This window comes from Pedobacter sp. 01N310, assembly GCF_056399805.1.
This window is the reverse complement of sequence record NZ_JBFTSB010000004.1, coordinates 306,131-331,463: the sequence shown is the minus strand read 5'-3', so window position 1 is coordinate 331,463 and position 25,333 is coordinate 306,131. Positions and strand designations below refer to the sequence as shown.

The following is a 25,333-nucleotide window of genomic DNA, read 5'->3' as shown; positions in this document are numbered from 1 at the left end:
TCAAAATGGAAGAAAAATACCCAAGTCTGGTAGAAAGATTACAATCTACATTTATCGACACCATAATTATCATCATTCTTATGGTGTGTTTTTCAAATGTATTAGACGGCTTTAACAATGTACCAGAATGGGTACGGATCTTATTATTTGCATTTTTATTTGTGATTTATGAACCACTTTTCATGACATTTGGCTGCACCATCGGTAATTACATTAAAGGAATAAGAGTAAGGAAAAATGAGGATATTCACCAAAAAATCAATATCGGCCAATCTATAATCAGATACCCTATAAAGTTTGCTTTAGGCTGGATCTCCTTTCTAACGATTAACTCAAATCTACGCAGAAGAGCTATTCACGATCTGGCTTCAGGTAGCGTAATGATAAAACTTTAATTTTCCTCATTTTAGCTTCCGCTAATCGTGGTTTACAATCCCAACTAGCGAAAATTGGTTACCTTTTATAAAATATGGTATTAAAGTTTGTAAGTTCCGTTCAAATACGGATGTATCAAACATGATCCTCGATTTTATCAAAAGACGTTATATTGCGCTTATTTCATTATTACCTTATTTTGCTCTTTGGGGTCTTTGCTTTAACTTTTTCCATTTGGTTGCAGAGAACCCAAAAAGCAGTTGTGGTGCTGCCAATGGTGGAATGCTAGTTATGATGTCGTTTGCCATGGCATCTACGACTGTAATATTCCTTGTCTTTAGTCTTATCAGTAAAGGACAGAAACGCAGAGATTTTATAACAATACTTTTCATCACGTATTTACCTTTATTGATTGCTGTTATAGACCTAGCAACCTAAAAGTACAGGCCAATATAAATCCAGCACAAACAATTATATTTGTTTTAAGATGGATGCGAATAAACTTACCGGTGCTATAGCCGCACTAATGGATGAATATAAAAAGGCGATTAACGAACTGATTGCAGTAATCGAACCAATTAGCCCACATCAACTGATTAAAACCATTGAGCCAGAAAGTTCAAATTCAGATTGCATTTCCATTCAAACTATCTTAACGCATGTAACTGCTTCGATGTTTAGTTATGCGGTGTATATTGAAAATTCTATTGGATTGAAAACAGTCAGGCCGGAACGATTGCAGTTTGACCATATCACACCTTATATCTCAAGGATACGGGAAGCGCTTAAATATAACGAGGACTTTTTCACCAGAAATCCCGACATCACCATGGAAGAGTTCGATCAATCCAAAAAGATAAATACAGGGTGGGGACAGCAATATGATGTAGAACAAATGTTAGAACATGCCATCGTTCATATTTTAAGGCATAGGCGGCAGATTAAAAATGCTTTAATTCAATTTAATGCTTAAAACTAAAAAATTGAGTGCTCAAACCAATTTCTATAACCGGTTTTCATTTTTATATCCACTGGTCGATGTTTTTCTTAAACCTCAAAAGGAAAAGTTTTTCGATGAGATTAATCAATTGCCCTGTGGAAACCTACTCGAAATCGGTGTTGGTAATGGCTCTCATTTTCCACTTTATAAAAACCACAAAATTACCGGGATAGAAATTTCTTCTTCGATGTTAAATGTGGCTGAAAAAAATGCAACAAATGATATCGAATTATTTCAAATGAATGGCGAGCAGCTCGAGTTTGCAGAGAATAGTTTCGATTATGTGGTATTATCGCATGTAATTGCCGTTGCAGATCAACCTGAAAAATTACTGATGCAATGCCACAATGTTTTAAAACCAGGAGGAAAACTCTTAATTCTAAACCACTTTACGCCAAATAATTCCTTAAAATACCTAGATCGGCTATTTAATTTTTGTTCTGGATGGTTCCATTTAAAATCTTTATTTTACATAGAGAATATTAAAGCGATTAATCAGTTTAAACTTGAAAAAGAAATCGCTTTAAAACCATTCTCCTATTTTAAAATTCTAATTTTCACCAAACCTTGAAAAAGCACTATTGGTATATTTTCTTTGCCTTGATAATCAGCCTGTTCATATATGTATTTTACAGGACTGATAAAACCTTGGTAAACCAGATTATCATTCAATTGATCTCTTTCAAAACCTACCAAAGCTTGAAACAGACCATCACAGCAAGCTTGCCATTAAACGAGTACCTGGTCTATTCACTTCCTGAGGGTTTATGGGTTTTCTGCATCACCTTAACCTCAAAAGAATTTTATTTTGATCTTTTCAAAAAACGCATCAATTGTGTTTTCATTCCACTTTTATTCGTTATAGCACTCGAATTATTTCAATTATTCCATATCACCAATGGCCGTTTCGACTTTTTCGATATTGGCATCTCCTTGTTTTTTTGGTTTATAGCGGCTAAAATTATCGATACGCAGCAACGTTTAAAAAATCTGTTCCATTCGTTAAATTATAATAGTGCATTTTGTTTACTTAGTTATTGCATTATTTATCTCGCACACGTAATCCATTAGAAAATTTTATTTTAAAATTTGCAATTCACTGAAAATAAATATCTTTGCATCAAAATTTACAGAAATGCTACTTCAACTACATATCCAACAATTAAGCTTTAGCCCGTCTTGTGGCATAAAGGGCTTGGGTATTGACTTAAATTTCCTTCCCAACCCTTAACGCGGTTTTAAGTTTCAACAAACAAAACCCACATTTAAAAATCAATTTATTACGCATTTGCTAAGCATTTAACCGCTTATCAAAATTAATTATATCCGTTATGGACATTTATACCACTGTAGAAGAAAAGTATCTACAGGCCATTGAAGAACTGCACTGGGGCGAATTACCTAAGGCACTTCAGTATTTTAATGAAATTATTGTTTTCGATCCTGATTATGCAAGAGCTTATTTTCAGTTGGGCGATATTTATCAGAATCATTTTAAAGATTATAAAACTGCAGGTTATTATTACAAACGTTGCATTGAGCTAGATGCCGATTTCCCAGAGGTTTATAAACCCTATCTGGAACTTGTTATTACGCTTAAAATGCACAAATTGGTGAAACAGGTTGCAGAAAAGGCTTTACTTGTACCTGGTGTTTGTGAAGCACACATTTACGAATGTTTGGGCCTACATGCCGAACAACAGCAAAATTTTGCAGAGGCGGCAAATTATTTCAAAAAAGCAGAACTGTTTAATGCTGTTCAGGATGAGCAAAGCACTTTACAGGAGCACCAAAACCGTATTAAAAGCAAAATGAACAGCACAAAAGCAATGATTTACGATTTACAAGGATAAAAGGCATTGCCTTTTATCCTTTTTTACTGGCCGATTAATCTTATAATACAATTCACCGAATTGCCCTTGTTATTTTAATTTTGTTACTATCTTTACCGCACAATTACAAAGCATAAATCTTTAAATCAAAATATTCGATATGTCAGCTCACGATTCACACGCACCGGTTCAGCAAACAAAAGGCATTTGGGCTTTACCATTAACGGCATGGATTCTGGTTTTATTATTGGTTGTTTATTTCACCAGACCAATCTTTAACCACGAAGAAGCACCTGCTCATCATGAAAAAACTGAAGCAGCACACGAAAAACCAGAAGCACACCACTAGGATTTTCCAGTTATAAAAGCATAAAAAAAAGCGTTTGGATTTAAAATCTGAACGCTTTTTTTATGCCCGTCTATTTTCTTGCTATTTAAGTTACATCTACTGTTTGGTGTCACACCAAACAGCTTGTCCCTATGTTCATTTCGGTCGGTGAGACACCAACCGATAGGTTAAAGCATAAAAAAGCGTACCCATTACATTAGGATGCTTTTTTATGCCGCTGATATTAATTATTTGAGCTGGCCCATAATGTTTGGAAAATCGGTAATGATGCCGTCTACCCCAAGGCTCATAAAATAATTCACTTCCTTTACCGTATTCACCGTCCAAGGGATAATTTTAATACCCATTTCGTGGCAGCGGTCTACCAAACCCTTACCGACCAAAACCGAGTAAGGGCTATAAATAGTCGGTTTAAAACCTAATTTCTCAATATAATCTTCAAAAGGTTCCTTTTCATCAATCAATAATGAGGTTTGTATTTTTGGATATTTCTCGTGCAGGTATTGCAACGTACGCATATCAAATGATTCGATAATGACTCTTTTGGCGAGTTTTTTCGAATTAATTACATCCATAATGAGTTCTACAAATTCTGCAGGTTCCGGATGAAATTCGTTATCGCCCTTTTTAATCGTTTTCGTTTCGATGCTATATACAGGTTTGGCGAGCTTGTGTGCTTTAACATAAGCCTCAACCGCGTCTATTGTTTCAGAAAGCAGCGGTTTGTAAGCTTTAAACTTCATCTGCCCAGGAAAGCGGTTATGGACTTTGCTGCCTACATCAAACTTTTTAATTTCCTCATAATCCATCTTGTAGATGTTATAATTCTTTTGGTCTTTCAGCGTAATCGGCTTTCCGTTGGGCAGCAAAGAAATCTCGTTATTGAAATAGGGTTCTTGCGAAAGCACCACTTGTTTATCTTTCGAAATCACGGCATCCATTTCTAAGGTAGTAACGCCTAAATCGATCGCTTTTAACATTCCCTCAATGGTATTTTCGGGCATGATACCGCGTGCACCGGCTTTTCCCTGTACATCGAATTTCTTCTTTTGGGCAGAAACGTTTAAGAAAAGTAAAATGAGCGTGGAGAGTAAAAGTAATTTTTTATGCATGAATTTTAAACGTAAAATGGATAGTTTTATTTGTGCGTTGACAACTTTAATAACCAACTTGAAAAGGAAAGTTGTCAAAGTTCTACCGCAGTATAAGCATTGAGCCAACCTAACTGCAGGTAAAGACAAAATTATAGAAATAAAAAAAGGGCTTCTTTTTATGGAGAGCCCTCTTTAATTCACATTTGTTATTTATCTTTCTGCTGGTACAAAGGCCTGTACAATTAAGTTCCAGCTTGCATCAGCTCCCTTTTCATAAACGAAAACATAATTAAAACTTTCGCGTAAATCGGCCTTGTAATCAATAGTAGCCACACCATAGGTATAAGCCAAATCGCTACCGATTGCTTTATCTACACCTGTTGTTTTTAAGTTAATTTTGCTGATCATTCCGTTATAGAATGCAATAATTTTTCCTTTTCCGTCAATGGCTTCGTTACCTGGGAAAAGCAAACGTGCATCGCTGGTTAAAAAACCTCCAAATGCCGCAATTCCATGCGTTTTTAACAAAGTATTTAAAGTTTTCTCGGTGGTTAAGATAATTTCTTTCCCAGCCTTAATTTCTTTTTCGTTTAAGAACTTTGGTGCAACATGATCTTTAGGTTCAATAAACTGTGGCGTAACCTTGGCCAAAGGTTTATTGCTTTCCGTTCCTAAATCAATAGCCAATTTCCATCTGCCATTTTCTGGTTTCCAGATCGATAAGTATTGACCGTATTTTTTCTCTGAAGTACCAACTTCATATGGCCCTGTAGTAAAACCTAAATCGCCACTGCGTGATACTTTCGCCAGGTTTGGAGTCCAGGTCACATCGTTTTCAGCATTCGCTTTACCCGCATAAAAAGTTTTGGCATTAACCGGATTTGGTCTGAACACTAAAGTGCTCGTTGATGAATAGTCTATAAAAGCTTCTTTATCTCCATTTTTGGCAATCGACTTAGCAAAATCCTTCTCAGCATTTACTAGAGATTTGGTTGTTCCGTCGCTTTTTTGGGCAAAAGCACCTAGGGCTAAAAGCGAAGCTATTGCAGTTGAAAATAATTGTTTCATTATTAATTAAGATAATATTGTTTGGCGAATATAAAATTTTCTTTAATGTATGGCCTTAAAAGTAATTAACAATTACACATTAAGGCTACTTATTTTTCTCTATAAATGGTTTCTAAAACAGTTTGCCCGGCGGCCTTCAATGTATTTTTATCAATATTAGCCAAGTTATCCAATTGCGTGTGCCAATTGATATAAAAACCACTATTATCGTTGTAATGGATAATATCGATAGAAGGAACACCTGCTTTGTTCATCCAAAAATGATCATCAACCAATTTTCCGCTCGGAATTTTCGTAAAGTAAGAAGCATTACCAATTTCCCAAACCTTGTTTACTACGTTTGGAGCAGCCTGACGGGAGATTTCATCCTGCGTAAACTGCGCGCTACCGCCGCCAACCATATCAAGATTAATGCCGTACAAAGCTTTATATCCTGCCGCGATTGCTTTTTTAGCCCAGTATTGAGAGCCTAAACACCATGTAGTTTCATCGGGTGTTTCATCATTGGCCTTGCCATAATCTTCTAAATCCCACAATACAAAMTCGACTCCAACATCTGGCTGTTTCTTCTGAATCTGACGTGCCATTTCCAAAATCACCGCCACCCCACTCGCACCATCATTTGCCGCATCGAAAGGTTTCGCATGATTTGCAGGGTCGGTATCCTGATCAGAAAACGGCCGGGCATCCCAGTGTGCCGTAATTAAAACCCTCTTTTTTTGATCTGGATTAAACGCGGCAACAATATTTTTCAACTGAAAGTTTTTGCCATCATAAGTTTGTGTTTTCTCCCCCTGAACAGTTACATCGGCGCCGAACGATTTGAGTTTAGCCACTAAATAATCGGCGCATTTTTGGTGCGCTGCTGTTCCAGGAATCCGTGGCCCAAAATCTACCTGAGCCTTGGTATAGGCATAAGCACTATCGGCATTAAAATCTGGAGAAACTAAAGGCAGTGCCTTTTCTCCATTTTCATCAGCATTTTGGTTTGTTTTATTCCTACAAGCCTGAAATGCAATTAAAGCGAATAAAGGCAGTAATAAAAGTTTTTTATTCATTGTTTAATGTAACGGAAAATTGTTTGAAGTAGTGTAATTATCTCTCATCCCCCCTTCAAAGGGGGACGAATTAAATGCTAGAGAATAGTCCATTCCCCCTTTGAAGGGGGCGGGGGGATGATCTTGCAAAAATCTTTCATTTCAAAGGATCCGGGGATGATCTTGCTCCCATTCTACAATATATTGCTGAATTGTCCTATCTACATTCTCGATATCGTTCATTACCTCATCATCGCTAAACCTCAGAACATGAAAACCCAATACTTTTAAAATATCTTCGCGTGCTTTGTCTTTTTCAAATTGTCCCTCCCACTCATGACTAAGGCCATCAACCTCGATAACCAACTTTAAATCCTTTGAGAAAAAATCCGCAATATAATTCGCGATCGGTCGCTGTCTTAAGAAAGAATATCCCAGCATTTTTTTATTCCTCAACAATTCACACCACATTCTTATCTCTGCTTTGGTACTATCATTTCGATGTCCTCTCGCAAAAGTTTTTAATTTAGAATTATAGTGATTGTTATCCATGATATCTTAAACCTTTTCTTAGCAGTAAAAAGTCGAAAAATGAATATAGCAAACAATTTGCTGTTTTATTCATCTTTAAAATTAAATGTGATCTTCCTCATCCCCCTGCCCCCTTCAAAGGGGGACGGATTTCTTGATGAGCCTAAAAACCTATGAGGTTTGTTTTCCTGCCCTTAACTCATCGCCCTTTGAACGCGCAATAAATGAATGAATAGTTACGAAAGCATATAATCCACAATGGCCTCGCAATGGATTTTAGTAGTATCAAAAACGGGAATATCAAAATCATCCTGACTAATCAACATTGGAATTTCGGTACATCCCAGAATTACCCCCTCAGCTCCTTCCTTGATCAGATCATTAATTATCTGGATATACTGTGCCCTGGTTTCTTCCAATATCACACCTCTACCTAATTCTTCTTTAAGGGTAAACTGTATATAATCGCGGGTTTCTTTCTTTGAAGGCATTAAAACACGTAATCCATGGTCTTCGAACTTTTTTACATAAAAGTCCTTTTCCATGGTAAATACGGTCCCCAGGAGTCCTATATTTTTAATTCCAGTAACATTTATGGCTTTAGCAGTTTCGGTACCGATATGGATAATTGGCAAAGCTATTTTTTCTTGTAGCTGATCGGCAAAAAGATGTGCAGTATTGGCGCAGAGTACAATTGCTTCTGCCCCACTTCGTTTTAAGCTTTCGCAAGCATTGAGCAAAAGATCAAACGATCCTTCCCAGGTTTTATCCTGAACATCGCCAAAATTAAGGGAATAAATTAAACATTCAGCGAAATTTAACCCACCCAAACGCTCATTTACACCCTCATTTATAAAACGGTAGTAATCTATAGTAGATACCCAGCTAATGCCGCCTACTAAACCAATTTTTCTCATTGTTAAAATCGACTTGTGACTTTGGAATGTAGACTCAGGACTAACTACGCTTTACTCCAAGTCGTTCCCTCTTTGCCGTCTTTAAGCTGGATTCCCAGCTCTTGCAAGCCAATACGGATACGATCGGAAGTGGCGTAATCTTTATTCGCTTTTGCTTCAGTCCTTAAGTTAATCACCATATCCAGAACGCCATTTAAGTCGTTACCTCCGGCATCTTCATCTTTCAGTCCTAATATATCGAATACGAAATCGTTAACCAATTGCTTCAACTTTTCTAATGCTTCTGCAGAGATTTTGCCCTTACCATCGTAAACGGTATTGATAATCCTTACCGCTTCAAACAGTTCGGCAATTAAAATCGGGCTGTTAAAATCGTCATTCATCGCATGGATGCATTTCTCTTTCAATGCATCGATATCGAAATCGTTCTGTTCAGAAACCGTTAACTTATCTAACAAACCAATAGCAGCCATTAAGCGGCGGAATCCTTTTTCCGAAGCATCTAAAGCTTCATTCGAGAAATCCAATGTACTGCGGTAGTGTGCCTGCAACATGAAAAACTTAACCGTCATCGGGCTAAAGCCTTTTTTCAATAAAGCGTGATCACCCGTAAATAACTCTAAAGGAAGAAAACCATTGCCGGCCGATTTAGACATCCGCGTACCGTTTACGGTAAGCATATTGGTATGCATCCAATAGCGGGCAGGCTGTTTATGGCTGCAAGCCTCAGATTGTGCAATTTCGTTGGTATGGTGTGTTGCCGCCAAATCCATTCCACCACCATGAATATCAAATTCGGCGCCCAAATATTTAGCACTCATGGCCGAACATTCGATATGCCAGCCCGGAAAACCCATGCCCCATGGCGATTGCCATTGCATCAGGGTTTCTGGTTTCGCTTTTATCCAAAGCGCAAAGTCTAACCTTCCACGTTTCTCATCCTGTCCACCCAGTTCGCGGGTATTGTTCAGCATGTCTTCAAGATTGCGGTTGGTTAAAATGGTATAATTATATTCCTTGCTATATTTTTCTACATCAAAGTACACATTGCCATCAATCTCATAACCGTAACCGTTAGCTATAATTACTTTAATCATTTCGATCTGCTCAATAATGTGCCCTGTAGCGGTAGGTTCGATACTTGGCGGCAACGTGTTGAACATGCGCATTACATCATGGAAACCTAAAGTGTACTTCTGTACAATTTCCATTGGCTCAAGCTGCTCTAATTTTGCACGTTTTGCAAACTTATCGTCGCCCTCATCCCTATCGCCCTCTAAGTGACCTGCGTCTGTAATATTACGCACATAACGCACCTTATAACCAGCATATTTAAGGTACCTGAAAATTAAATCGAAAGATATAAACGTGCGGCAATTGCCCAAGTGCACATCACTATAAACAGTAGGACCGCAAACATACATTCCAACATTGGGTGCATTTAAGGGTAGAAAAAGTTCTTTTTTGCGCGAAAGCGTATTATAAAGCTGTAAGCCAGTATTCATATTGCAAATGTAATATTAAGTTAGAAAGTTAAAACGTTAAAAGTTGCAATGTTTCGCTTATGATTTTTAACTAACATTTATAAACAGGTTCCGTGCAGTATCCGCGCTGTCAGATGTTACCATCTGACAGTAAAAAAAATTATTTATAGTGTTTATTTTTCTCAAACACTAGAAAAGGTGCATTACTGCTCATCGGGTACAGCAGTCCCTCTTTCCGCTGTAGCTTCGCCGAAGGGGCTCAGGCTGCCGCTTCAATAGGGTTTAGCTTGGCTATTTCTGTGCTTTTGGCTTGAAAAACCGTCGCTAACTTGCGAAGTCCGTCAGCGTCTGCCCTTGTGAGACTTCGCAAGTTGGCCTGGCATGTGGTGTGCTGTCAGATGTTATCATCTGACGGTAAAAACAAAATTTAATCTTTAATTTTAGCTTCATCTATCAAAACATCAGTAAAAAATGGTTCAGATCAGAGAAATTTCGGAAAAAGATGCCGAAAGCGTAGCCACACTTTCTACACAACTGGGTTACGAAAGTGACATCAAGCAAACATCAGCCAGAATTAAACGCATAAATAACAGTAACGAAAACTGCGCATTTGTTGCTTTAGTTGATGGCGAAGTAGTAGGCTGGATTCACGGTTTTTATACCTTAAGGATAGAATCTGAACCATTTATCGAAATTGGAGGCTTAATTGTCGATGAAAATTACCGAAACCTAAAAATCGGGAAGCAGTTGATCGAAAATGTAAACATTTGGGCGAAAAAGCATCAAGTAAAAAAACTAAAAGTAAGGTGTAACATCAAACGCACCGAAAGCCACAAATTTTACGAGCGGCTTGGCTTTAAGGAAAATAAACAACAGATCACGTTCGAAATGAATGTGATTTAATTACTTCTGTGGTGTCAGATAGAAATATCTGACACCACAAGCAGGTCCTTGCTAAACTTGCGAAGTCTAGCTCCGCCCCTGCCCGGCCAGACTTCGCAAGTTAGCCAACCCGCAATTAACAATCACCCCAATTATTACAACCTTCAAACATTTCTGCATTGTAACATTTCAATCCTATTCATTAACTTTGTACCATGATTGATTTACCGGTAGTACCTGCTGTAACTGAAGTAAAACGTAAACCAGATTGGTTACGTGTAAAATTACCCGTTGGTAAAGAATATGCACAAGTTCGCAGTTTAGTAGATACGCACAAGCTCCATACCATCTGCGAAAGCGGAAATTGTCCTAATATGGGCGAATGTTGGGGTGCAGGCACGGCAACATTCATGATTTTGGGTAACATCTGTACCCGTAGCTGTTCTTTCTGTGCTGTAGCCACGGGCCGCCCTTTAGCAGTTGATGTTGACGAGCCTAACCGCATTGCCGATTCGGTAAGATTAATGGGCGTTAAACATTGTGTAATTACTTCGGTAGATCGCGATGATTTAAAAGATGGCGGCTCAATCATCTGGGCAGAAACCTTACAGGCTATCCGCAGAGAAAGTCCAATTACTACTTTAGAAACCTTAATCCCCGATTTTAAAGGCCAGTGGGATAATTTATACCGCGTATTGGAAGAAAGACCAGAAGTAGTTTCGCACAATATGGAAACGGTTAAGCGTTTAACCAAACAAGTGCGGATCCAGGCTAAATACGACAGAAGTTTAGAGGCTTTAAAAAGAATTTCTGAATTTGGTTTAAGAACAAAAACAGGTATTATGCTCGGTTTAGGCGAAACCGAAGAAGATATTTTCGAAGCCATGGACGATTTAGTTGCAAATGGTGTGCATATCTTAACCTTAGGGCAATACTTACAACCTACACGTAATCACCACCCTGTTGTAGACTGGATCCATCCGGATACTTTCGCGATGTATAAAGAAGCTGGTTTAGCAAAAGGTTTAAAGTATGTAGAAAGCGGCCCGCTGGTACGTTCATCTTATCATGCAGAAAAACACCTTTTTCCAATTGAGGGGATTGCTTAATTTACTGGCAACGCAGGGTTAACAACGCTTTAAAAGTTGCACTCCTTCCTGGAGTGCCTTTCTAAAACATTTTTTTGCTTTTACTGTTCTGTATTGTATCTTAGTAACCAATAGTGACTGCATTAAAAAAATTAACCCTAACTGAGCCTGAACTTGTTCAAGCACTGCAATCGAAAGATCCCGCGGTTCTGAAAACACTGTACAGCATGTATTCGTCAGCGCTTTATGGCGTTATTTCGCGCATTATCACCCATACAGAGCTTGCTGAAGATGTACTACAAGAAACTTTTGTAAAAATCTGGCAGTCTGCTGCACACTATGACAATACCAAAGGACGTTTGTTTACGTGGATGATGAACATTGCCCGCAATTTATCGATTGACAAACTACGTTCTAAAGACTTTAAGAATTCACTCAAAAACCAAGATATAGAAAATAACGTAAGTTTCGTTGATGAACAAAACAAGGTAACGTTTAATCCTGATATTCTTGGAGTTAAACAACTTGTAGAGAACCTTAAACCGGATTTACAAGCAGTTCTTGATTTAGTTTATTACAAGGGTTTCACCCATGTGGAAGCCGCAGAAAAGTTAGATTTGCCATTAGGTACGGTGAAAACCCGGATCCGGTTGGCTATTATTGAATTGAGAAGGAATTTTAATTGAGCGTGGAAAATTTAAAAGCATATATCGAATCTGGAGTACTTGAGCTGTACGTTTTAGGTGATTTATCACCCGAAGAAGCGTTGCAGGTTGAGGAAATGGCATCTCAACACCCTGAGGTAAGAGATGAAATAGCTGCTATTGAGCAAGCTATGGAGCAATATGCTATGCAAAATGCTGTAGAACCATCTGCAGATGTAGAAACAAGATTATTCGAAAAGTTGGGGTTAAGTGAAGCTGAAGAGCATGTGAATATTCAACCCGAACCAATTTATACTGAAGAACCAAGAATTATACGTTTAGATGGAAGTGATGCCAAAGTAAGAACTTTACGTTACGCCTTAGTTGCTTGTATAGCTTTATTGGTAGTAAGTACCGCGGCATTGTTTATTACCTATAACAAGCTAAATGCCGCACACGACCAAATTGCGAGTTTGAACCTGGATAAACAAAAATTTGCTGGCGTAGTAAGCAAGTTAGAATTTGAAAACCAGGGTTTAGATAATATGGCTGCAATGGCCGACAGCAAAGAATGGGCAACCATCAGAATGGCTGGTCAGGCTTTTAGCCCGAGCTCGAAAATGAAAGTTTACTGGAACAAAAAAGATAAAAGTGTGCTGATCAACTATGTAGCTATGGATTTACCAAAAACCGATGCAGCACATCAATATCAGTTATGGGCTTTGGTAAACGGCAAACCGGTAAGTTTAGGCGTATTCGGCAAAACGGATTCGACTAATAACGAGGCATTGGTAAAAATGCAGACCATTCAGGAAGCACAGGCTTTTGCTGTAACTATAGAGCCTATGGGTGGAAGTGTAAATCCAACAATGGATAAATTAACCGTAATGGGCGGTGTTTAAACAGAAAATATTAAATCAAAATATTAAATCCCGGCATTTATCAATGTCGGGATTTTTGTTTTTTATACCTTCTGAATCGTCACCCTGAATTTATTTCAGGGTCTTAACTGCAATAAAGATGCTGAAATAAATTCAGCATGACGCCCTTCGCATTTACTGGTGCCTTGGTTTGTTTCCCAGCAAACCAAACATAACATTAAGATTTCGCTGCGTACTTCACCTCTTCGTAAGGCTGTACCAATCCCCTCTTGCAAATAAGAGGATAGCCTATTAAGTCATAGTTTTTGCACCCTGCAGCCCTAAATAGGATGAATGGCCGCGCCGCCTAAACCTGACAGCAGCGAACATCCCGACGTAAAGTCGGGATAAAGCGAATGGCAGGACTACCTAACCCCAAATGCTTCTGTATGTGCTTTCCAAAAAAGTGGATAAATATTCTGCTGAAAGAAGCGCAATACCTGATTAACACATGCAGAGAGACCTTGTCATAAAGATCTCTCCTCCAAAGGAGTTCCTTTGGAACGCTGCGGTCGAGATGACGATTCGACCATTAAGATTTCGCCGCGTATTTCACCTCTTCATAAGGCTGTACCAAAACCCATCCCTCGCCAAAAAATTCTAATTGGAAAGATTCGCCACTTCCTCTTCCGATAAAAGACCCGAAAGTTAAATTGGTTTTAATGTTTGGTGTTAAGTTTTCAGACCAGGCTACTGTAGCATTAGGATCAGTGTACACAGGCTGATTGCCGGTAACCCTTAATAAAATAGGTTCGCCATGTGTGGTAATGGCAATATAGCCACTGCCCGATAATTTAACCTGAAATAAACCACCGCTCATCATCCCTGCAATGCTTTTTAGCATTTTTATTTCGTTTTTAATATTGTCTTCTAAAGCCAATACATCATTACCGTTTACAAAAACCGCTTCGTTTTGGAGTTTGATGATCTTTACTTTCTTGCCCTCATCCGCCAAATATAGTTTACCTGTTCCAGTGGCGTGCATCAGCGAAGTACCTTCGCCAGATATGGCTTTCTTTAACAAACCACCCAAACCTTTGCTCAATAGTCCTTCTCTTTTAAAATCGATATTTCCAATGTAAGCAACCATCGAACCTGCTTTTGCCAATATTTTTTGATTTTTTAGGTTTACCTCCAGCATCGCAGGTTTCTCTAATTCGAAAAAATCGTTTTCATTTGGATTCTCTGCCGATTCCTGAATTAATTCATTCAGCGTGTACTCTTTTTGTGCCATAATAATTTGTTTTCCGTTTTTAAGATATCTGTTATTTTAAATATTCCCTTAAACTATAAATTATAAACTAGAAGTATAGTAGATTAATGCCGATTTTTCTCCACAATTGTGGCTAACTGCACACAACAAACAAACTAATTGGATATGAGCACTTTAATTTCTTTAGACACCCTGGCCGCAACCTGAGAGGCGGTAACCACAAAGTGTTCGTGCGCTAAAGCATCGCCTGCTTTTCCATGAATATAACAAGCTAAAATAGCGGCATCTGTTGCGGTATATTTCTGTGCTACAAAGCCTGCAATAATGCCCGTAAGAATATCGCCCATTCCCCCTTGCGCCATTGCCGCATTGCCCGTAGGATTGATGAGTACCTTACCTGTAGGCAGGCAGATAAAAGTATACTGGTTTTTAAGCACGATAACGATCTTCCGTTGTCTGGCCTGTTCTATAGCCTTTTGCACCCTGTCCCACCAATTATCATGTTCACCGAATAACCGATCGAACTCTTTCATGTGTGGGGTAAGAATGGTATTTGCGGCAAGTTTATCCATTAGATCGGGCCTTTCGCCCAGAATATTTAAAGCATCGGCATCAATAATCATTGCTTGGTTGGCCATGACCAAGCTTTCGAGCAGTTTTTCATTCTCAGCCTCTGTACCTAAACCTGGGCCAATAGCAATTGCCTGATATTTCTTGGGGTTCTCTATCCGCGTGTATTCGTCTCTTGGTAGTGCCATTACTTCTGGTAAGGTTGTATTTAAGGCGATTAATCCACTTTGCGGGATACAGGCTGTGGTTAATCCCGCCCCTGCGTGTAAACAGGCCATCGAAGACAATAAAGCCGCACCCATGGTATTGGTATTTCCCGCGATAATCAATGCGTGGCCGTAAGTACCTTTATGGCTGAACAATTTTCGGGGATTCAGGATCTTTTCAATATCACTTTCTTCCACCAAATAAAAATCTGCCTCTTGTTTTTGGATAAAAGCCTCATCCAGATCAATATCAACCACCTCATATTTTTCAGCCGCCATGGCCGACTCAGGGAAGAAAAAGTTAATCTTCGGCCGTTGAAAACAAATTGTTTTATAGGCTTTTATACCGTTGTAATCTTTAGGCAGCTTGCCTTCCGCAAAAAAACCAGTAGGTACATCAACTGCATACACTTTTTTATTCAGCTTGTTAATGACCTGAACCAGTTGTTCATATTCTCCGCTTAAAGGTTTATTTAAACCAGAGCCTAAAATGGCGTCGATAATTAAATCGGCTTTCAGATTCTTTACGTCAGAAACCTGGTTGACAATCGTTTTTTTGCATCTCGTTTCTTCAATCCGTTGTAGGTTGATGGCAAAATCATCGCTTTGTTTTTTACTGAAGTTGATGATGTAAACTTTTATATTCTCGTATCCGTTAGCGATAAGCAAATGGGCAATGGCTAATCCATCTCCACCATTATTTCCTTTCCCGCAGAATATAGCTACGCTTTTATTGGTATCGAACTCATCTCTCAAAAAAGTTTGAACAAAAGCCCTCGCAGCTTTTTCCAACAGATCGATTGATGCTATTGGTTTATTCGCAATCGTAAACTGATCGGCATTACGCATTTGGGCAGAAGTAAGCAATGTTCGCATATAACTAAGATAAGGTTATACAGCTATAATGCCAAAGATGGGATTTTGTTTGATTTTTTATACCCAGGGTGCTAGTATTCCAAAATAATTTAAGGTACTGTCTTTTAATTTTTATACCTTTTGCCAATCTTTAGCGTTGTCTATTGAATTAAATTAAATCTCAAAACAATGAATCAAAAACCATCGAATGCATTCGTGGCAGCTGCCTGGATTGCATTAGGTATCGGAATGATCGGCTTTATTGTAGGCCTATGGCGTTCTGATATGCTTCTTAATGAAAAAGGATATTATTTTACCGTATTGATGTTTGGCCTTTTCGCCGTAATCTCTTTACAAAAAGCTGTTCGCGATAAATTGGAAGGAATTCCGGTTACTGAAATTTATTATGGTATCAGTTGGTTTTCTACGCTCTTAACCATCACCTTATTGGTAATCGGTTTGTGGAATGCTACTTTGCTGCCCAGCGAAAAAGGATTTTATGCCTTTGCCTTTTTACTCTCCTTATTTGGTGCCATTACAGTGCAGAAAAATACGAGAGACAGCCAGATCGTGAATAAAAACCGCGATTCGGAATAGCCAAAACAGCTTATTCTTAACGAATTTTATTAAAACCAATGCCCAGGCATTGGTTTTTTATTTTTAACCAAAAACGAAATATATTATCCCCTTAACTAAAAAATAATTACTACTTTAAACATCAGATACCGAAGCTAATAGTTTATCATTTTCGAGCAAATAATATAAACCTATTTAAATCTTGTAAATCCTGCCAATGGAACAAAAAGATAGCTTAAAAAAAACACTTACCCCTTTTATGTTGTGGGGACTTGGCGTTGGATATGTGATTTCGGGAATGTATTTCGGTTGGAACTTAGGCCTCGAAAAAGGTGGCACACTGGGTATGGCCATTGCAACGGTTGCCATTATGGTGATGTATGTTACCTTTAGCTTTAGCTATGCCGAACTGGCCTGTGCTATACCAAAGGCTGGTGGTGTTTTCGATTATGCCAATACAGCATTGGGCAAAAACATCGGTTTTATTGTCGGTATTGCCCAAATGGTCGAATTTATATTTGCACCACCCGCTATTGCATTTGCCATTGGCGCTTATTTTAATGCCTTCTTTCCACAGGTACCCATTCTTACCAGTGCAATTGCGGTGTACTTTATCTTTACTGCCCTAAATATATACGGTGTAAAAGCTGCAGCTTCGTTCGAAGTAATTATTACCATTTTGGCCGTTGGTGAGCTGTTATTGTTCTCAGGCATTACATTGCCTAAATTTCATGCAGAAAACCTGGTCAATAACAATTTCCCGAATGGCTGGAGCGGTGTTTTTGCTGCCATCCCCTTTGCCATCTGGTTTTTCCTGGGTATTGAAGGCGTTGCAAATGTAGCCGAAGAAACCAAGAACCCACAGCGAGATATCGGCAAGGGTTTTGGTTGGGGCATATTTACTTTGGTTGTTTTATGTGTGCTTGTTTTTATCTCCACCATTGGCATTGGCGGTTGGGAAGCCATTGTGTATAAAAATGGAAAATCGGGCGAAACCTCTGATTCGCCTTTACCACTCGCCCTTTCGATGATCACAGGCGATAACCACCTGATGTATCATTTACTCATCACGGTTGGGTTATTTGGCCTGGTAGCCTCCTTTCATGGATTGGTTTTAGCAGCCGGCCGTTCTACTTACGAGATGGGCCGTGTAAAAAGTATCCCAGCTATCCTCGGAAAAATTTCTCCTAAATTCCAAACACCTGCAAATGCATTAGTTGGCAATATGGTGATTGGTATCATTGCACTTTTATCAGGTAAAACTGCCGAAATTATTATCATTTCTGTATTTGGCGCATTAACTTTATACATCATCTCGATGATTTCGGTAATGGTACTTAGGAAAAACAAACCAGAAATGGCACGGCCTTTCAAAACGCCAATTTATCCGTTATTTCCCATTATTGCCTTAATTATTTCCTGCGTTTCTTTCATCGCAATGCTGATTTATAATCTTAAATTGGGTTTAATTTATTCGGGTATCGTTTTGGGCATATTTCTTCTATATAAAATATTTAAAAAGGCAGATTAATGAATACGAGCAAAGAAATTCTAGATTATGTTAAAAATCATCCTTCTGGAAAAGTAAAATTAGCCGTTGCCGATATCGACGGTATTTTAAGGGGGAAATATGTAGCTGCCGAAAAATTCGCATCCCTGGTTGAAGGCCGATTGGGTTTCTGTGATGTTACCTTTGGTTGGGATGCAGGTGATGTGGCTTATGAAAACGGAAAATATACAGGTTGGCATACCGGCTATCCCGATGCACAGGTTAAAATCGACTTGAGTACCTTTCGGAAAATTCCCTGGGAAAATGACGTGCCGTTCTTTTTGGGCGATTTTATTAACGATCAGGATCAGGCAAATTTTGTCTGTCCGAGGCAGTTGCTAAAGAAAGTAATTGCAGAATGCGAAAGTGAAGGATTTTCGCCCCTTTTTGCACAGGAATTTGAATGGTTCAATTTTTCGGAAACGCCGGAAACAATCCAGGAGAAAGGTTTCGTTAATTTAAAACCTTTAAGCCCAGGCATGTTTGGTTACTCCATTTTAAGGAGCACCTACCGAAACGAGTTTATGAGCGATCTGTTCGAACTGCTAAATAAATTCGATATCCCGATTGAAGGTTTGCATACCGAAACCGGGCCCGGGGTTTACGAAGCAGCCATCAAATATGCTCCTGCTTTGCAAGCTGCAGACCAGGCTATATTATTTAAAACAGCCGTAAAAGAAATCGCATATAAACACGGTATCCTTGCCACATTTATGGCCAAAATAAGCGAAAACTTACCGGGATGCAGTGGTCATGTGCACCAAAGCCTCTGGGATGCAGACAAGAAGATCAATTTGTTCTATGATGAAAAAGATGCAGATAAAATGAGCGAAATAATGAAAAGTTATATCGCTGGTCAATTGCATTGCCTTCCATACCTTTTACCAATGATTGCCCCTACCATAAACAGTTACAAACGTTTAGTTGAAGGCGCATGGGCACCAACTACGGTAACATGGGGAATCGATAACCGTACAACGGCATTACGTGCGCTACCAGGAAGCAAAAAGGCTTCGCGTTTAGAAACCCGGATAGTGGGTTCGGATACCAATCCTTATTTAGCACTTTCGGCCTGTTTGGCGGCTGGAATGTACGGTGTTAAAAATAAATTAAAACTCGAACAACCGGCCACCAAAGGAAACGGATATACCGATTTATCGAACGGCACACTATCGCGTAATTTATTTGAAGCAACGCAAAAGATGAAAAATTCTGATCTGGCCGCAGCATTGTTGGGCGGAGATTTCGTTGATCATTTTACCATGACCCGCGAATGGGAATGCAAGCAATATGCTAAAGTAGTAACCGATTGGGAGCTAAAAAGATATTTAGAAATTATTTAGTTTGTAGAATCGTTATTCTGAACATTAATAGCCATCATTCTGAACTTGACTCAGAATCGTTTTCGGGATAGATGTGACAGCAAAACGCGAACTTGAGAAAACAAAAGGTAACAAAAAACAATTGTCATGATATTTGATAAAATCCATCAGTTTAATTTCCCTACAACCATCCGTTTTGGCGCTGGCGCAGTAAAAGAGTTACCCGCCTACTTAAGCAAGAACAATTTAAAGGCCCCATTAATTGTAACCGACCCCACCATCTCGCAACTTCCCTTTTTTAAAACCATTGTTGAAGATTTAAAGGCAAAGGGTATTGCTGTCGAGGTTTTTAACGACATCCACAAAAACCCGGTAAAAAGTGATGTTTACAAAGGTACTGATGTTTGGGATGCTACCAATCGCGACAGTATAGTTGGTATTGGTGGTGGTGCAGCTTTAGATGTTGCCCGTGCAATTGTACTCCGCGTTAATCACCGCGAGGATTTATTCAAGTATGATGATTTAATCGGCGGCGATATCTACGTAACGAACGATGTTCCACATTTCATCACCATTCCAACTACATCAGGTACAGGAAGTGAGGTTGGCCGAAGCGCAATTATTGCCGATGATGAAACCCACCAGAAAAAAATCCTATTCTCGCCAAAATTAATGGCGCAGATTGTCTTTGCAGACCCGGAGTTAACTATGGATTTGCCGCCCTTTATCACTGCCGCAACAGGTATGGATGCATTGACACATAATATGGAAGCTTATCTGGCTAAAAATTTCCACCCGATGTGTGATGGAATCGCGCTGGAGGGAATTTCGTTAATCAAAGATGCTTTGGAACGGGCAACCAACAATCCTGATTTAGAAAGCCGCAGTAAAATGTTAATGGCTTCGATGATGGGCGCAATTGCTTTTCAAAAAGGTTTGGGTGTAGTGCATTCACTTGCGCATCCGCTTTCTTCATTGTTAGATACCCATCACGGATTGGCTAATGCAGTGAATATTCCTTACGGTATGCAGTTCAATGTTGCTGGTTTTGAAGATCGTTTTAAAAAAATTGCCCGTACGTTGGATCTCAAGGATGAAAATGGTGAAGCCGTTGTAAAATATCTGTTCGATTTAAATACAAAAGTGAATATTCCGCATAAATTGAGTGATATTGGCGTTAAAAATGAACATATAGAAACACTTGCCGATTTAGCCTTTGCAGATTTTGCACATCCAAACAATCCTAAACCGGTAAGCAGAGAAGATTTTAAACAATTGTATTTAACCGCACTATAGATTAGGATTGCTTGATTATAGGATTTTAGAATTATTAACCCATTAAAATCAGTGTAATCTAAAAATCGGTGTAATCACCCCAAAGGAAAAAAATAAATCAGTGGAATTAATTAATATGTCTGATAAAATAATAATTGGTGTTACCGACTGTAGTAAATTCGACATCTATCGGGATTGGGTTTTATCCTACAACAAAAGTGTGGAGGTAATCCAACTGGGGTACAAGCTCAACAATTTCGATGAGGTCAGAAAATGCAATGGTATCGTTTTAACTGGAGGAGAAGACGTTCATCCCCGTTTTTACAATCAGCCTGAATATTATCCTTATTGTTATGAAGATGATATTGATGAAAAACGTGACGAGTTTGAATTTAAGGTTTTAACCTATACCGAAGCCAATTCTGTCCCTGTTTTAGGCATTTGTAGAGGCATGCAGGTGGGTAACGTATTTTTTGGCGGAACTTTAATCCCTGATATCCCAGCCTGGGGAAAATTCGATCATTCAAAAATGCACGATAAATCAGATCGATATCACGAAATCATCGTCAATCCTTCCTCATGGCTGAACCAGATTGTGAATACAGATAAAGGCTTAGTGAACAGTAACCATCACCAGAGCACCGATAAAACAGGGAAAAGTTTGGTGGTGAGCGCAATATCACCAGATGGTGTTACAGAAGCCATGGAGCGGATGGAACCCGAAGGAAAATCCTTTCTGTTATTTGTACAATGGCATCCCGAACGGTTAAAAGACCAGCAAGGACCCTTTAGCAAAAACATACATGAGGCTTTTATTAATGCGATAAAGTTAAATATCAACCACAGATAAAAAGGATAAACACAGATTGTAGTCATTAAGCTAATTTAGGATGTTAGCCCTAAACCCTTTTTAAAAATCTGTGTTCATCTGTGAAAATCTGTGGTAAGAAAATGAATAACATGCAGATCATCAACCCAGCAACAGCAGAAATTATTACCAGTTTAGCGGAAGATAACTCATCTACGCTTCAAACTAAATTAGATGCTTTAAAAAAAGCTCAACCACAGTGGGCCAACAAAACCCTTGGCGAAAGGATTTCGGCTATTGCTCGGTTTAGTGATTTACTAGAAGCTGGCATAGAAGAATTGGCATCGGTATTAACGAGCGAAGTAGGCAAGCCACTCCAACAATCGCGCAACGAAATTAATGGCGCAAGAGCCCGCATCAAATGGATGTTGACCAATGCCGAAAAATACCTGGCCGATGAAATAATGACCGATGAACCAGGACTCAAAGAAATCATTAAATACGAACCGCTGGGTGTAGTTTGTAATATCTCAGCCTGGAATTACCCTTATCTTGTTGGGGTAAATGTATTTATCCCAGCTTTATTGAGTGGCAATGCTGTAATGTACAAACCCTCAGAATATGCCACTTTAACCGGAATCGAGATTGAAAAAATGTTAAAAAAAGCAGGGGTACCTGATGATGTTTTCCATATCGCTATTGGCGCAAAAGAAACGGGAGCGGCATTATTAGAAATGGGTTTTGATGGTTATTTCTTTACTGGCTCTTATAAAACAGGAAAATTTATCTACGAAAAAGTAGCATCGAAAATGGTTCCCTGTCAATTGGAATTAGGTGGAAAAGATCCATTGTACATTGCCGAAGATGTAACCGATGTTGCTTCTGCTGCAGTTGGTACGGCCGATGGCGCTTTTTACAATAACGGACAAAGTTGTTGTTCAGTTGAGCGCATTTATGTGCATGAGAAAAATTATGAAAATTACTTAAATGCCTTTGTTACCGAAGTTAAGAGCTGGAAAATGGGCCAACCAACAACCGATGGTGTATATATTGGCGCCTTAACACGGAAAGAGCAGATTTTGGTATTGGAAAACCAAATTAAGGATGCCTTAAGTAAAGGTGCAACATTATTAACTGGCGGAAAGGCCATTGCAGGAAAGGGCTATTATTTTGAACCAACAGTGCTAACAGATGTTACCAATGATATGCTGGTGATGCAGGAAGAAAGTTTCGGACCGATTATCGGAATTATGAAGGTGAAAGACGATGCAGAGGCCTTAAATATGATGAAAGATACGGACTATGGCTTAACGGCATCGGTTTATACAGCCGATCAGGCAAGGGCTGAAAAAATACTGTCTCAGCTTGACACGGGTTCGGGTTATTGGAATTGCTGCGATAGAGTGAGTGCAGCACTGCCCTGGAGCGGAAGAAAATATTCGGGCATAGGGGCTACATTATCGCATCAGGGATTAAGAGCTTTTACTAAACCAAAAGGCTATCATTTAAGGGGATAACAAAATGTTCTATTTTAAAAAGATACATCTTCTCGATGAGTCAGAGCAGCAAAATCTGGAAAAAGGATTAAGAAGCAAAAGTCTGAAAAGAAGTCAGATGTTAGATTTTGTTTTCGAGACATCAAACATTGGTACCGATAAATATTTTTTGGGTAACGAAGGCAAAAAAGATCTAAAATTAACGCGGATTAAAACCTCCTTCGAAAGTTTTTTCCCAAAGATTATTATAAGCTTCCCTAAAGAAACAGCTACAAAATATTATAAATTTAGATTGTCTATTCTATCAACTGTTACTCTAGGGGTGCTTTCCCTTTTATTGTTCACTTCTTTTTTAGATGTAGTAATAAATCAGAAAAATGCCGAAGCTTTTTTAATAACTACGATATTATCCTTAATTTATTTTTTATTCATTTTACTGGAGTTGAAGATTACAAGAAACAGAATTTATAAGATTACAAATCCTGACAAATGATGTTAATACGATGTCAAAAAATCTAGCTGTATTCTGATGGAAGACAAACAACTTATTGAAGGCGAAATTGCCGATTATTTGTTAACAGATGATGGAATACTCATTTCTTACAGTAAAAGCATTTTACGTACGGTAGAAAATATTTCGGCCAATGTTGAACTGGTGAAGAAAATTACTGCGAATAAGAAAGTTCCACTGTTAATTTACTTAAAAAATTCTCCTGTTCCAGACAAAGAAACACGAAAGTTTTCTACGGAGCAATTGCCTCAAATTTATACGGCTATGGCGATGGTTTCGAAACCCGGTTTAGCCCAATTGATTATGAAGATCCTCTTTAAGTTTCAAACCCCTCCTATCCCAATTAAATCATTTACGGATGACGAGAAAGCTATGGAGTGGTTGAAAAAGTTTTTGTAATTTAAACTTTAATAATATAATTTGCTTTGGTTAATTACCTTGGTTTCTATAACGAAAAACAATATTTTCAAGGCGTTTAATGCTATTTTATTAAATTCACCGATAATTAACGCTCATGAAAAAAAATATCGCATATTGTCTTTTAATCTGTACGGCGTTTTCCTGCCAAGATGCAGAAAGGCCTACAAAAAGTAAAGATGACACCCCTCCTGCACTGGCAGATGAAGAATCTTATAATATCGTTTCGAAGCGGGGCAGAGAAGACCTGATCGACAACCTTTATGCTGAAATAATAGCTAAAGATTTAGCATTAAAAAAAGTTGATGATAACATTAGGGAAATTGAAGATGGCCAAAGCGACTCCTTAAAAAAATTCAATAGCTACGATGAAAAAAACCAAGATTATTTTGTCTCAGCAAATGCCCATGTAAAAGAAATTCAAGACTCCGTTTTAAGAAAAACCTTAACAGCTTTAATCGCTAAAAACATGGAAGCATATAAGGTAAGAACTCTTCAATACAAAAAATTAGCCCGTTCGATTGATACTAAAGCATCATCACTTAACGACTTGTCGCTAGCTTTAAAAATTTCTAGAACACTACCATTAATAGAAAAATATCAGAAAGAAAATCTACCGGGTAATAAATCTATTTTAAATTTATCATCCAAAATTGATCAAACCATTAAACTTGCCGATACACTTTACAAGAAGAAGACACAATGATCCCCTTAGAAGACATCCGCAAAAACTATGAAAAGTATGATGATACTACAATTCTAAAAATTATTTCAGGAGCTAAAGGGTTACGAAAAGAAGTTGTAGCCTTATTGAACGATGAAATCATAAAAAGGAATTTAGATACTAAACTGATCAAATTTGTAGAAGAAGAAACTAACCTTTACGAGGGAGTCGAAAGGACGAACTTAATTAACGAGATCAAGAATTCTGTTTGTACCCATTGTAACAATGAAAACGAATTATATGGCTATACCTTTAATACGATAATATCCTACCTGATTTGGTATAATCATGAACAAAAACTTCAAATCATATGTTCAACATGTGCAAAAAGTTTTCGTTTAAAGAGTATGCTCACCACACTTGCATTAGGCTGGTGGTCGAGGCCAGGCCTTTTTGGTACGCCTGCCACACTTATTTCAGATCTCATAGAAATCTTCAGAAAGGAAAAGTACAGCCAGCGGGTAATCGACTATTTCATTGATGAAAATACTGGAAAAATCAGACGTATGGAAAAAGGAAAAGGTATGCTAACAGCTCTTATTAAGAAATTTAACCAAAAAAAGGTAGAATCAGAAGACTAAAATTTGCTA

General features: G+C 38.4%; 29 protein-coding genes. 21 read left to right on the top strand and 8 right to left on the bottom strand.

The genetic code is table 11. From position 1 onward, the window contains the following. The first annotated feature begins 5 nt into the window (after window positions 1-5). The 7 genes from AC1DNH_RS11355 (at window position 6) to AC1DNH_RS11325 (ending at window position 3,556) form a co-directional block, all read left to right on the top strand. Window positions 6-395, top strand: coding sequence for an RDD family protein (locus AC1DNH_RS11355; RefSeq protein ID WP_477578262.1), 390 nt, complete (start codon window positions 6-8; stop codon window positions 393-395). A 121-nt stretch (window positions 396-516) separates the two neighbouring features. Next, window positions 517-813: a hypothetical protein gene (locus AC1DNH_RS11350; protein WP_477578260.1), complete on the top strand. Its 297-nt coding sequence runs from the start codon at window positions 517-519 to the stop codon at window positions 811-813. A 49-nt stretch (window positions 814-862) separates the two neighbouring features. Next, window positions 863-1,348 (top strand): DinB family protein, encoded by a 486-nt coding sequence (locus AC1DNH_RS11345; RefSeq protein WP_477578258.1) that lies wholly within the window; start codon window positions 863-865, stop codon window positions 1,346-1,348. Next, on the top strand, window positions 1,341-1,946 hold the full coding sequence (locus tag AC1DNH_RS11340) for a class I SAM-dependent methyltransferase (protein ID WP_477578256.1): 606 nt from the start codon (window positions 1,341-1,343) through the stop codon (window positions 1,944-1,946). The genes AC1DNH_RS11345 and AC1DNH_RS11340 overlap by 8 nt, the downstream gene beginning before the upstream one ends. After that, window positions 1,943-2,446, top strand: a complete 504-nt coding sequence (locus tag AC1DNH_RS11335) for a hypothetical protein (protein ID WP_477625387.1) — start codon at window positions 1,943-1,945, stop codon at window positions 2,444-2,446. The genes AC1DNH_RS11340 and AC1DNH_RS11335 overlap by 4 nt, the downstream gene beginning before the upstream one ends. Before the next feature lie 260 nt (window positions 2,447-2,706). Beyond that, window positions 2,707-3,228 carry a hypothetical protein gene (locus AC1DNH_RS11330; RefSeq protein WP_029279989.1) on the top strand — a complete coding sequence of 174 codons (522 nt, stop codon included), beginning with the start codon at window positions 2,707-2,709 and terminating at the stop codon, window positions 3,226-3,228. A gap of 139 nt (window positions 3,229-3,367) precedes the next feature. Beyond that, a complete protein-coding gene (locus tag AC1DNH_RS11325; protein WP_029280597.1) occupies window positions 3,368-3,556 on the top strand; it encodes a hypothetical protein in 189 nt (62 codons plus the stop codon). Between the two features lie 227 nt (window positions 3,557-3,783). Here AC1DNH_RS11325 and AC1DNH_RS11320 read toward each other — a convergent pair whose 3' ends face one another. The 6 genes from AC1DNH_RS11320 to cysS form a co-directional block, all read right to left on the bottom strand. Further along, the gene (locus AC1DNH_RS11320) at window positions 3,784-4,668 is read right to left on the bottom strand and encodes a glycerophosphodiester phosphodiesterase family protein (RefSeq protein WP_477585333.1); all 885 of its coding nucleotides are present in this window, start codon (window positions 4,666-4,668) and stop codon (window positions 3,784-3,786) included. Between the two features lie 192 nt (window positions 4,669-4,860). Beyond that, a complete protein-coding gene (locus AC1DNH_RS11315) occupies window positions 4,861-5,718 on the bottom strand; it encodes a nuclear transport factor 2 family protein (protein ID WP_215125308.1) in 858 nt (285 codons plus the stop codon). Between the two features lie 89 nt (window positions 5,719-5,807). Beyond that, the gene (locus tag AC1DNH_RS11310; protein ID WP_477625386.1) at window positions 5,808-6,776 is read right to left on the bottom strand and encodes a M28 family peptidase; all 969 of its coding nucleotides are present in this window, start codon (window positions 6,774-6,776) and stop codon (window positions 5,808-5,810) included. Between the two features lie 141 nt (window positions 6,777-6,917). Beyond that, window positions 6,918-7,307: an endonuclease domain-containing protein gene (locus AC1DNH_RS11305; RefSeq protein ID WP_477581773.1), complete on the bottom strand. Its 390-nt coding sequence runs from the start codon at window positions 7,305-7,307 to the stop codon at window positions 6,918-6,920. Between the two features lie 215 nt (window positions 7,308-7,522). Continuing rightward, window positions 7,523-8,203 carry an aspartate/glutamate racemase family protein gene (locus tag AC1DNH_RS11300; protein WP_477581771.1) on the bottom strand — a complete coding sequence of 227 codons (681 nt, stop codon included), beginning with the start codon at window positions 8,201-8,203 and terminating at the stop codon, window positions 7,523-7,525. Window positions 8,204-8,247: 44 nt separating this feature from the next. Continuing rightward, window positions 8,248-9,708 (bottom strand): cysteine--tRNA ligase, encoded by a 1,461-nt coding sequence (gene cysS, locus AC1DNH_RS11295; protein WP_477607481.1) that lies wholly within the window; start codon window positions 9,706-9,708, stop codon window positions 8,248-8,250. Between the two features lie 450 nt (window positions 9,709-10,158). On the opposite strand from cysS, the gene AC1DNH_RS11290 reads away from it, so the two are divergent. From AC1DNH_RS11290 to AC1DNH_RS11275, 4 genes are all read left to right on the top strand, one after another. After that, window positions 10,159-10,590: a GNAT family N-acetyltransferase gene (locus AC1DNH_RS11290; protein ID WP_477581767.1), complete on the top strand. Its 432-nt coding sequence runs from the start codon at window positions 10,159-10,161 to the stop codon at window positions 10,588-10,590. A gap of 194 nt (window positions 10,591-10,784) precedes the next feature. Next, complete coding sequence (gene lipA / locus AC1DNH_RS11285; protein WP_029278501.1) at window positions 10,785-11,678, top strand: lipoyl synthase; 894 nt, start codon at window positions 10,785-10,787, stop codon at window positions 11,676-11,678. A gap of 113 nt (window positions 11,679-11,791) precedes the next feature. Continuing rightward, a complete protein-coding gene (locus AC1DNH_RS11280) occupies window positions 11,792-12,343 on the top strand; it encodes an RNA polymerase sigma factor (RefSeq protein WP_131027860.1) in 552 nt (183 codons plus the stop codon). 2 nt (window positions 12,344-12,345) lie between these two features. After that, window positions 12,346-13,203: an anti-sigma factor gene (locus tag AC1DNH_RS11275; protein WP_477581765.1), complete on the top strand. Its 858-nt coding sequence runs from the start codon at window positions 12,346-12,348 to the stop codon at window positions 13,201-13,203. Between the two features lie 550 nt (window positions 13,204-13,753). Here AC1DNH_RS11275 and AC1DNH_RS11270 read toward each other — a convergent pair. Together AC1DNH_RS11270 and AC1DNH_RS11265 are read right to left on the bottom strand one after the other, a co-directional pair. Then, complete coding sequence (locus AC1DNH_RS11270) at window positions 13,754-14,455, bottom strand: AIM24 family protein (RefSeq protein WP_215125302.1); 702 nt, start codon at window positions 14,453-14,455, stop codon at window positions 13,754-13,756. Between the two features lie 134 nt (window positions 14,456-14,589). Then, on the bottom strand, window positions 14,590-16,086 hold the full coding sequence (locus tag AC1DNH_RS11265) for an NAD(P)H-hydrate dehydratase (RefSeq protein WP_477579432.1): 1,497 nt from the start codon (window positions 16,084-16,086) through the stop codon (window positions 14,590-14,592). Window positions 16,087-16,254: 168 nt separating this feature from the next. Here AC1DNH_RS11265 and yiaA point away from each other — a divergent pair, with 168 nt between their 5' ends. The 10 genes from yiaA to AC1DNH_RS11215 all read left to right on the top strand — a co-directional run bounded on the left by yiaA (window position 16,255) and on the right by AC1DNH_RS11215 (window position 25,324). Continuing rightward, on the top strand, window positions 16,255-16,662 hold the full coding sequence (gene yiaA, locus AC1DNH_RS11260; RefSeq protein ID WP_029278495.1) for an inner membrane protein YiaA: 408 nt from the start codon (window positions 16,255-16,257) through the stop codon (window positions 16,660-16,662). Between the two features lie 196 nt (window positions 16,663-16,858). Next, complete coding sequence (eat, locus tag AC1DNH_RS11255; protein ID WP_477579430.1) at window positions 16,859-18,172, top strand: ethanolamine permease; 1,314 nt, start codon at window positions 16,859-16,861, stop codon at window positions 18,170-18,172. Further along, a complete protein-coding gene (locus AC1DNH_RS11250; protein ID WP_477579428.1) occupies window positions 18,172-19,533 on the top strand; it encodes a glutamine synthetase family protein in 1,362 nt (453 codons plus the stop codon). The genes eat and AC1DNH_RS11250 overlap by 1 nt, the downstream gene beginning before the upstream one ends. Before the next feature lie 126 nt (window positions 19,534-19,659). After that, window positions 19,660-20,808 carry an iron-containing alcohol dehydrogenase gene (locus tag AC1DNH_RS11245; RefSeq protein WP_477579426.1) on the top strand — a complete coding sequence of 383 codons (1,149 nt, stop codon included), beginning with the start codon at window positions 19,660-19,662 and terminating at the stop codon, window positions 20,806-20,808. Between the two features lie 115 nt (window positions 20,809-20,923). Then, complete coding sequence (locus AC1DNH_RS11240; RefSeq protein ID WP_477608249.1) at window positions 20,924-21,637, top strand: gamma-glutamyl-gamma-aminobutyrate hydrolase family protein; 714 nt, start codon at window positions 20,924-20,926, stop codon at window positions 21,635-21,637. Window positions 21,638-21,747: 110 nt separating this feature from the next. Beyond that, complete coding sequence (locus tag AC1DNH_RS11235; protein WP_477625385.1) at window positions 21,748-23,112, top strand: aldehyde dehydrogenase family protein; 1,365 nt, start codon at window positions 21,748-21,750, stop codon at window positions 23,110-23,112. A gap of 4 nt (window positions 23,113-23,116) precedes the next feature. Beyond that, window positions 23,117-23,584: a hypothetical protein gene (locus tag AC1DNH_RS11230; protein WP_477579423.1), complete on the top strand. Its 468-nt coding sequence runs from the start codon at window positions 23,117-23,119 to the stop codon at window positions 23,582-23,584. Window positions 23,585-23,620: 36 nt separating this feature from the next. Then, window positions 23,621-24,001, top strand: a complete 381-nt coding sequence (locus AC1DNH_RS11225) for a SpoIIAA family protein (RefSeq protein ID WP_477579421.1) — start codon at window positions 23,621-23,623, stop codon at window positions 23,999-24,001. Window positions 24,002-24,116: 115 nt separating this feature from the next. Continuing rightward, window positions 24,117-24,725 (top strand): hypothetical protein, encoded by a 609-nt coding sequence (locus tag AC1DNH_RS11220; protein ID WP_477579419.1) that lies wholly within the window; start codon window positions 24,117-24,119, stop codon window positions 24,723-24,725. Further along, the gene (locus tag AC1DNH_RS11215) at window positions 24,722-25,324 is read left to right on the top strand and encodes a hypothetical protein (protein ID WP_477579417.1); all 603 of its coding nucleotides are present in this window, start codon (window positions 24,722-24,724) and stop codon (window positions 25,322-25,324) included. The genes AC1DNH_RS11220 and AC1DNH_RS11215 overlap by 4 nt, the downstream gene beginning before the upstream one ends. The last annotated feature ends 9 nt before the right edge of the window (window positions 25,325-25,333 follow it).